The 7,103-nt window shown below is 54.9% G+C and carries 6 protein-coding genes; 1 reads left to right on the top strand and 5 read right to left on the bottom strand.

Going from position 1 to position 7,103, the window contains the following annotated elements:
- Positions 1-309: 309 nt before the first annotated feature.
- Positions 310-1,707, top strand: a complete 1,398-nt coding sequence (mdtD, locus tag HHI26_RS19515) for a multidrug transporter subunit MdtD (RefSeq protein ID WP_133844904.1) — start codon at positions 310-312, stop codon at positions 1,705-1,707.
- A gap of 4 nt (positions 1,708-1,711) precedes the next feature.
- Here mdtD and rbsR read toward each other — a convergent pair whose 3' ends face one another.
- From rbsR to rbsA, 5 genes are all read right to left on the bottom strand, one after another.
- A complete protein-coding gene (gene rbsR / locus HHI26_RS19510) occupies positions 1,712-2,722 on the bottom strand; it encodes a ribose operon transcriptional repressor RbsR (protein ID WP_171149546.1) in 1,011 nt (336 codons plus the stop codon).
- Positions 2,723-2,724: 2 nt separating this feature from the next.
- Positions 2,725-3,654 (bottom strand): ribokinase, encoded by a 930-nt coding sequence (gene rbsK / locus HHI26_RS19505; RefSeq protein WP_133844902.1) that lies wholly within the window; start codon positions 3,652-3,654, stop codon positions 2,725-2,727.
- Positions 3,655-3,715: 61 nt separating this feature from the next.
- On the bottom strand, positions 3,716-4,591 hold the full coding sequence (rbsB, locus tag HHI26_RS19500; RefSeq protein WP_133844944.1) for a ribose ABC transporter substrate-binding protein RbsB: 876 nt from the start codon (positions 4,589-4,591) through the stop codon (positions 3,716-3,718).
- Between the two features lie 33 nt (positions 4,592-4,624).
- Positions 4,625-5,593 (bottom strand): ribose ABC transporter permease, encoded by a 969-nt coding sequence (gene rbsC, locus HHI26_RS19495; protein WP_133844901.1) that lies wholly within the window; start codon positions 5,591-5,593, stop codon positions 4,625-4,627.
- A gap of 2 nt (positions 5,594-5,595) precedes the next feature.
- On the bottom strand, positions 5,596-7,101 hold the full coding sequence (gene rbsA, locus HHI26_RS19490) for a ribose ABC transporter ATP-binding protein RbsA (RefSeq protein ID WP_159338287.1): 1,506 nt from the start codon (positions 7,099-7,101) through the stop codon (positions 5,596-5,598).
- Positions 7,102-7,103: the final 2 nt, after the last annotated feature.

The raw sequence follows: 7,103 nt of genomic DNA, 5'->3' as shown, positions 1-7,103 counted from the left end.
TTGAGAAGTTTTTTCCGGCGGTTCAGATGCTTCCTGAACCTCCTGAGCCGCTGGCCGTAAGCCGTTGTGCCGTCTCAGTGGTTGCGCATTATAGGCAGTTTCCGACGAGTGACAAGTGTTTATTGCAATAAAATGACTGAGCGCGTTATTTTTCATCAGAAGCGTTAAAAGCATACGCTTTCAGGGCAATAAATCAGCATTTACTGACAGAAAACTGCGAAAGACCGAGGAGGAAAGCAAAAATGAGATGCTATTCTTTCTGCTTCACAGGGGATTTTTCTGCCGCACTCACAAAAGAAAGGGATACCAATGATTAAATCCGCGCGCAGTATGGCCGGACTTCCATGGATTGCCGCTATGGCTTTCTTTATGCAGGCGCTGGATGCCACCATTCTGAACACGGCCCTTCCGGCCATCGCCCACAGCCTGGGGCGTTCTCCCCTGGCGATGCAGTCTGCCGTTATCAGCTATACCTTAACTGTCGCGATGCTGATCCCGGTCAGTGGCTGGCTGGCCGATCGCTTTGGCACCCGTAAAGTCTTTATCGCCGCCGTATTTCTGTTTTCCCTGGGTTCGCTGGCCTGCGCGCTTTCGGGTTCGTTGTCGATGCTGGTCACATCCCGTGTGGTGCAAGGTGTGGGTGGGGCAATGATGATGCCGGTGGCTCGTCTTGCCCTGCTCCGGGCCTATCCGCGCAGCGAGCTGCTACCGGTACTCAATTTTGTCACGATGCCGGGACTGGTTGGCCCGGTGTTAGGCCCTTTACTGGGGGGCGTATTGGTCACCTGGGCAACCTGGCACTGGATTTTCCTCATTAATATCCCAATCGGTATTCTCGGCATTTTCTATGCACGCAAATATATGCCGGACTTTACCACTCCGAAACGCCGCTTTGACCTGATCGGCTTCCTGCTGTTTGGTTTGGGTCTGGTGGGCATCTCCAGCGGCATCGAATTATTCGGTGAACAGGTTGTATCAAGCGTGATTGCTCTGGGTGTGTTGCTGGCGGGTATCGCATTATTACTTCTCTATATAGTGCATGCGCGGCGCCACCCTGCCCCGTTGCTGCCATTACCCATGTTTAAGACGCGCACCTTCTCCGTCGGCATCGTGGGCAATATCGCTTCAAGACTGGGTACAGGCTGTATTCCCTTCCTGATGCCATTAATGTTACAGGTCGGATTTGGCTACACCGCCCTGCTGGCGGGCTGCATGGTCGCGCCCACCGCCCTCGGTTCCATTCTGGCGAAGTCGACGGTCACCCAGGTACTGCGCTGGTTTGGTTATCGCAAAACCCTGGTCGGGATCAGCATGATTATCGGCGTACTGATCGCCACCTTTGCTTTGCAGGTTCCTGGCTGGAGTATGCTGGCGCTGCTCATCCCACTCTTTATTCTGGGTATGGCGATGTCCACACAATTTACCGCGATGAACACCATCACCCTTGCAGACCTGACGGATGCCAATGCCAGCAGCGGTAACAGCATGCTGGCCGTCACACAACAGTTAGCGATTGGGTTTGGTGTCGCAGTGAGTGCAGCGGTGTTACGCTTTTATGAAAACTTTGATGGCACCACACTCCAGCACTTCCATGCCACCTTCCTGACGATGGGGGTCATTACCGTGCTGTCAGCGCTGGTCTTCCTGCTACTGAAACCAGGGGACGGTCGCAACCTGATTAGCGACCGTGATAAGAAGAAAACCTAGGCGCTTATTCCTTGCGGATATCGCCCACGGAGGCACGTTCCATCAGTTCCGGCGTCAGCACCAGCAACTGGGGGCTGGCCGTTGGATCTGTCAGGCGGTGTAGCAGAGCATCGATCGCCAGCTCCCCCAGTTCGTCTTTAGGCTGGTGAACAGTGCTGAGGGGCGGCGTCATATAGCGCGCCAGTTCGATATCATCGTAACCCACCACGGCCATATCCTGCGGGATACGCATTTCCGCCAGATAGAGCGCGTGATACACGCCAACAGCCATCGCATCATTACAGGTAAAGACAGCCTGAGGTGGAGGATCGAGGGCCAAAAGCGTATTCATGGCATTGAATCCGCCCTGGAATTCAAAATCGCTACTGACAATGTAGTCAGGCGGTATCGCTAACCCGGCGCTATCCATTGCCTGCTTATATCCTTCAAGACGCAGACGCGCAGGTGTTTTGTCCTGTGGCCCGGCAATACAGGCAATCCGTGTATAACCACGCGAAATGAGATGTCGCGTCGCCATCTCCCCACCCAGCAGGGAGTTATCCTGGATAATGTCGCTGCCGCCTTCAAACGGCGCCCAATCCATCATGACTGAAGGGATCGTGGGATAACGATGAAGTAATTCAGCGGAAGGCAGGTGACTTTCGGTACACATAATCAGTAAGCCATCAACACGCTTTTGCAGCAGTGTTTCAAGGCTTCGATTCATACGGTCTTCATCGCCTTCGGTATTGCACAATACCAGGCTATAACCACGCTCATAGCAGCTACGCTCAACACCCCGTACCACCTCGGAATAGAACGGGTTACTGCTGGCCGTCAGTAACATGCCAATAGTACGGGTCTGATTGAGCTTCAGACTACGCGCCAGCGCAGAGGGTGCGTAATTCAGCTGGCTTACCGCCGAGGTCACTTTTTCACGAACCGCTTCGCTCACGAAGCGGTTGTTATTGATAACGTGAGACACGGTGGAGGTTGAGACGCCCGCCAGGCGGGCGACATCTTTCATGGTCGCCACATCTACCCCTGCTGTTGCAAGAAGCTGTCAATCTCATCACGCCAGGGAACGGAAGGTTGTGCACCACGGCGGGTCACGGCAATCGCTGCGGCTGCATGGGCAAAGCGTACGGCTTCAGCCATCGGACGCTGCTCAATCAGTGCCGTGATCAGCGCACCATTAAAGGTGTCGCCCGCGGCAATAGTATCCACCGCTTCCACACGGAAACCAGGAATACGCTGACCATTCCCCTGCTCACTTAACCACACGCCCCGGCTGCCGAGGGTAATCAATACTGTACGGATACCTTTTTGATGCAGCACTGCCGCTGCTCGTGCAGCGTCTTCATCGCTGTTGACCGCCACACCCGTGAGGATCTGCGCTTCGGTTTCATTCGGGGTAATCATATCCACCAGCGACAATAGCTCGTCAGAGAGTTCTGTCGCCGGGGCCGGATTCAAAATCACCTGCGTCTGATGCTGATGCGCGATCTTCGCAGCCGCCAGCACGCTTTCCAGCGGTGACTCCAGCTGCATCAACAGTGCTGCGGCATCCGCAATCACCTGCTGGTGCTGCTCAACGCGCTCGGGCGTCAGGGCAGCGTTGGCGCCGGCGTGAATGCCGATCGTATTCTCACCTTCACCGTTAACAAATATCAGTGCCACACCCGTCGAGTCGCCGGCAACGGCTTCCACCGGGCTGACATCAATACGGTCATCAACCAGTTGCTGGCGGATACGTTCGCCAATGTCGTCTTCACCCACGCAGGCGATAAAGGCAATGTCTGCGCCACTGCGCCCGGCGGCAACGGCCTGGTTTGCACCTTTCCCACCGAATGCGACCTGATACTGCTTCCCGATCACCGTTTCACCCGGACGCGGGAAATGCGCCAGATTCAGAATGTGATCTGCATTAATGCTGCCGAGGACAGCCAGTTTGCCAGTTTTCATCATAAGGGGATTGTCCAGATAAGTGCGCCACCCGAAGGTGGCGCGTGCCATGCTTTTCTTTGATTTATTGGGTAACCAGCTTCAGGTCAACCGGATTGATAGCCTGTACTTTCTGGCCTTTCAGCACTTTATCAGCCGTCTGAACGCCGATAACGCCGATTTGCTCCGGTAACTGAGCCACGGTCGCAGCCAGTTTGCCACCTTCAACCGCTTTGATACCATCTGGGGTGCCGTCGAAGCCCACCACTACGACATCAGATTTGCCTGCCGTTTGCAATGCACGCAGGGCACCCAGTGCCATTTCGTCGTTCTGAGCAAACACCGCCTGCACGTCCGGGTGAGCGGTCAGCAGGTTCTGCATCACGTTCAGGCCTTTGGTACGGTCGAAGTCAGCCGGCTGGCTGGCGAGAATATTGAATTTGTGTGCATCGGCAGCCTGCTTGAAGCCTTCACCACGCTCACGCGCAGCAGACGTTCCGGCAATGCCCTGCAGCTCAATGATTTTTGCATTGTCGCCGACTTTTTTGGCGATGAAGTTACCGGCCATTTTGCCGCCGAAACGGTTATCAGACGCCACGTGGCTGACCACGGTACCCTGAGAGGCTACACGGTCCAGGGTGATCACCGGAATGTTCGCCTGGTTTGCCATTTTCACGGCGTTACCCACCGCATCAGAATCGGTCGGGTTAATCAGCACCAGCTTGGTGCCACGAACGGTCAGATCCTGCACGTTAGCCAGTTCTTTCGCCGGGTTGTTCTGAGAATCCAGCACCACCAGGTTATAACCCAGTTTATCCGCTTCTTTCTGCGCGCCATCTTTCAGCGATACGAAGAACGGGTTATTCAGGGTAGAAACCACCAGCGCAATGGTGTCCTTTGCCAGCGCGTTAGCGCTCAGCGTGGCGCCTAACAGTACAGCCAGTGCAGTCAGTTTATTCATCTTCATTTTCATATCCTGTAAAGGTAAAGAGTGTTATTTACTGCTTTTGTTGTCTACCAGCACCGCCAGCAAAATCACCACAGCTTTGACGATCATTTGGTAGTAAGAAGAAACACCGAGCAAGTTCAGCCCGTTATTCAGGAAGCCTAAGATCAGCGCACCTATCAGCGTGCCCATAATCCGGCCTTTACCGCCTGCGAGGCTGGTTCCACCCAGCACCACAGCTGCAATCGCATCCAGCTCATAGCCCGTACCGGCCGTCGGCTGCGCCGAAGAGAGGCGTGCCACTTCAATGGTGCCCGCCAGTGCAGCCAACATGCCGCACAGTGCATAAACGATAATTTTGACGCGGTTAACACTGATGCCGGACAGACGCGTTGCCGCTTCGTTACCGCCCAGCGCATAAATGTAACGGCCAAGGCGCGTGTGATGCAGCATGTACCAGGCGGCGAGGAACACCACACCCATTAACCAGACCGGTGTCGGGATACCCAGAGGACGACCGATACCAAACCAGCCAAACAGGTCTGCATTGTCGTTAAAGCCGGTATTCACCGGGCTGCCGTTGGTGTACACCATCGTCACACCACGCAGCAGCAGCATCATGACCAGTGTGGCAATAAACGCCTGCACTTTACCTTTCGCGACAATCGAGCCGGTAATCGCACCAATAAAGGCACCCAGTGCCAGCGATGCCGCCACCGCCACCAGAGCATTCACTTCCAGCCCGACAATCGAGGCAGCGACTGCCCCGGTCAGCGCCAGCAATGACCCCACGGAGAGATCGATACCGGAGGTGAGGATCACCAGCGTCATACCCACCGCCATAATGGCGTTGACCGACGTCTGTTGCAGAATGTTAAACAGGTTAGCCACGGTGAAGAAATTCGGGCTCAGACTGGAAACGATGGCAATCAGCACCACCAGCGCAATCAGCGATTTCTGCTCAAGCAGCCATGCCTTACTGATCAGGCGGCGTGAAGGAATTGTTTGCGTACTCATAGTTATGCCAGCTCCGCGCTGTAATGTTTACCAACTGCCGCCGCCATCAAAATTTCCTGCGAGGCTTGTTCAATCGGGAAGTCACCGCTCAGGCGACCTTCGTGCATCACCAGCACGCGGTCACTCATGCCCAGGACTTCCGGCATTTCGGAGGAGACGAGAATGATGCTCAACCCTTCCTGTTTAAACTGATTAATCAGCTGATAAATCTCTTTTTTCGCGCCAACATCGACGCCACGCGTTGGCTCATCCAGGATCAGCACTTTTGGCCGCGTCATCAGCCCGCGCGCAATGGCCACCTTTTGCTGGTTACCCCCTGAGAGCAAACCAATCGGCTGATTCATTGATGGCGTTTTAACGTTAAACAGCTTGATAAAATCACCGACCGCCTGCTGCTCTTCCGCATGTTTCAGGCGGCCCGCGCCATAGCTAAAATAGTTGAGGGCGGTCAGTGACATGTTCTCTTTCACCGACATGCCCAGCACCAGACCATCACGCTTACGATCTTCAGAAATATAGACGATACCGTTGGCCAGCCCCTCTTCCGGGGAACGCGCGAAGACGGTTTTTCCGTCCAGCGTTACGCTGCCACTGCTGCGTGACAAGGCGCCATACAGCACTTTCATCAGTTCGGTACGCCCCGCGCCCATCAGCCCGGACACACCCAAAATTTCGCCTTTACGCAGCGTAAAGCTGACATCCTCAACGCCGGAACCACTCAGATTCTCCACCTTCAGGCGAACCTCACCCGGTGCTTTATCCAGGCGTGGATACTGCTCTTCCAGCTTGCGGCCGACCATCATTTCAATCAGCGACTCTTCCGTCAGCTGAGCCACTTCACGTTCTGCAATAAACTGCCCGTCACGGAAGATGGTGACATCGTCGCAGATCTCAAAAATTTCTTTCATTCGGTGGGAGATATAAACAATGCCGCAGCCCTGCGCTTTCAGCTCGTTGATCACCCGGAACAGCGAAGCGGTCTCGGTATCCGTCAGCGCGTCCGTCGGTTCGTCCATGACGATCACTTTTGACTCGAAGCTCAGGACCTTGGCAATTTCCACCATCTGCTGGTCACCGATCGACAGATCACCCACCAGCTTATGGCTGCTGAAGCGCAGATTCAGGCGCTTCAGTAAGGCATCCGCCTCGGCATACATCTTTTTCCACTGGATGCGGCCAAAACGGTTAACAAATTCGCGACCCAAAAAGATGTTTTCCGCAATGCTCAACTGGGGGATCAGGTTCAGTTCCTGATGAATAATACCGATCCCGGCTTCCTGCGACTCTTTCGGCCCGTTAAAGGTGGTTTCCTGACCGAGCCATTCAAACGTGCCCGCATCACGGGCGTAGATCCCGGTAAGCACCTTCATCATGGTCGACTTACCCGCACCGTTCTCGCCCACCAGCGCCATCACGCGGCCAGGATAAACAGAGAGGGCGGCTCCCGACAGCGCCTTGACGCCCGGGAAGGCTTTATCAATGCCTTTTAATTGCAGTAAAGGTTGCATAA

It is taken from the genome of Erwinia sp. JH02, from assembly GCF_013074405.1.
GTDB lineage: Bacteria > Pseudomonadota > Gammaproteobacteria > Enterobacterales > Enterobacteriaceae > Erwinia > Erwinia rhapontici.
The sequence above is the reverse complement of the archived record's forward strand: the minus strand, read 5'-3'. Positions and strand labels throughout refer to the sequence as shown.

Excerpts from the sequence above, each read along its gene's own strand:
- rbsC (WP_133844901.1), bottom strand. The coding sequence starts at position 5,593 with ATGAGTACGCAAACAATTCCTTCACGCCGCCTGATCAGTAAGGCATGG.
- rbsK (WP_133844902.1), bottom strand. The coding sequence starts at position 3,654 with ATGATGAAAACTGGCAAACTGGCTGTCCTCGGCAGCATTAATGCAGAT.
- rbsA (WP_159338287.1), bottom strand. The coding sequence starts at position 7,101 with ATGCAACCTTTACTGCAATTAAAAGGCATTGATAAAGCCTTCCCGGGC.
- rbsB (WP_133844944.1), bottom strand. The coding sequence starts at position 4,591 with ATGAATAAACTGACTGCACTGGCTGTACTGTTAGGCGCCACGCTGAGC.
- mdtD (WP_133844904.1), top strand. The coding sequence starts at position 310 with ATGATTAAATCCGCGCGCAGTATGGCCGGACTTCCATGGATTGCCGCT.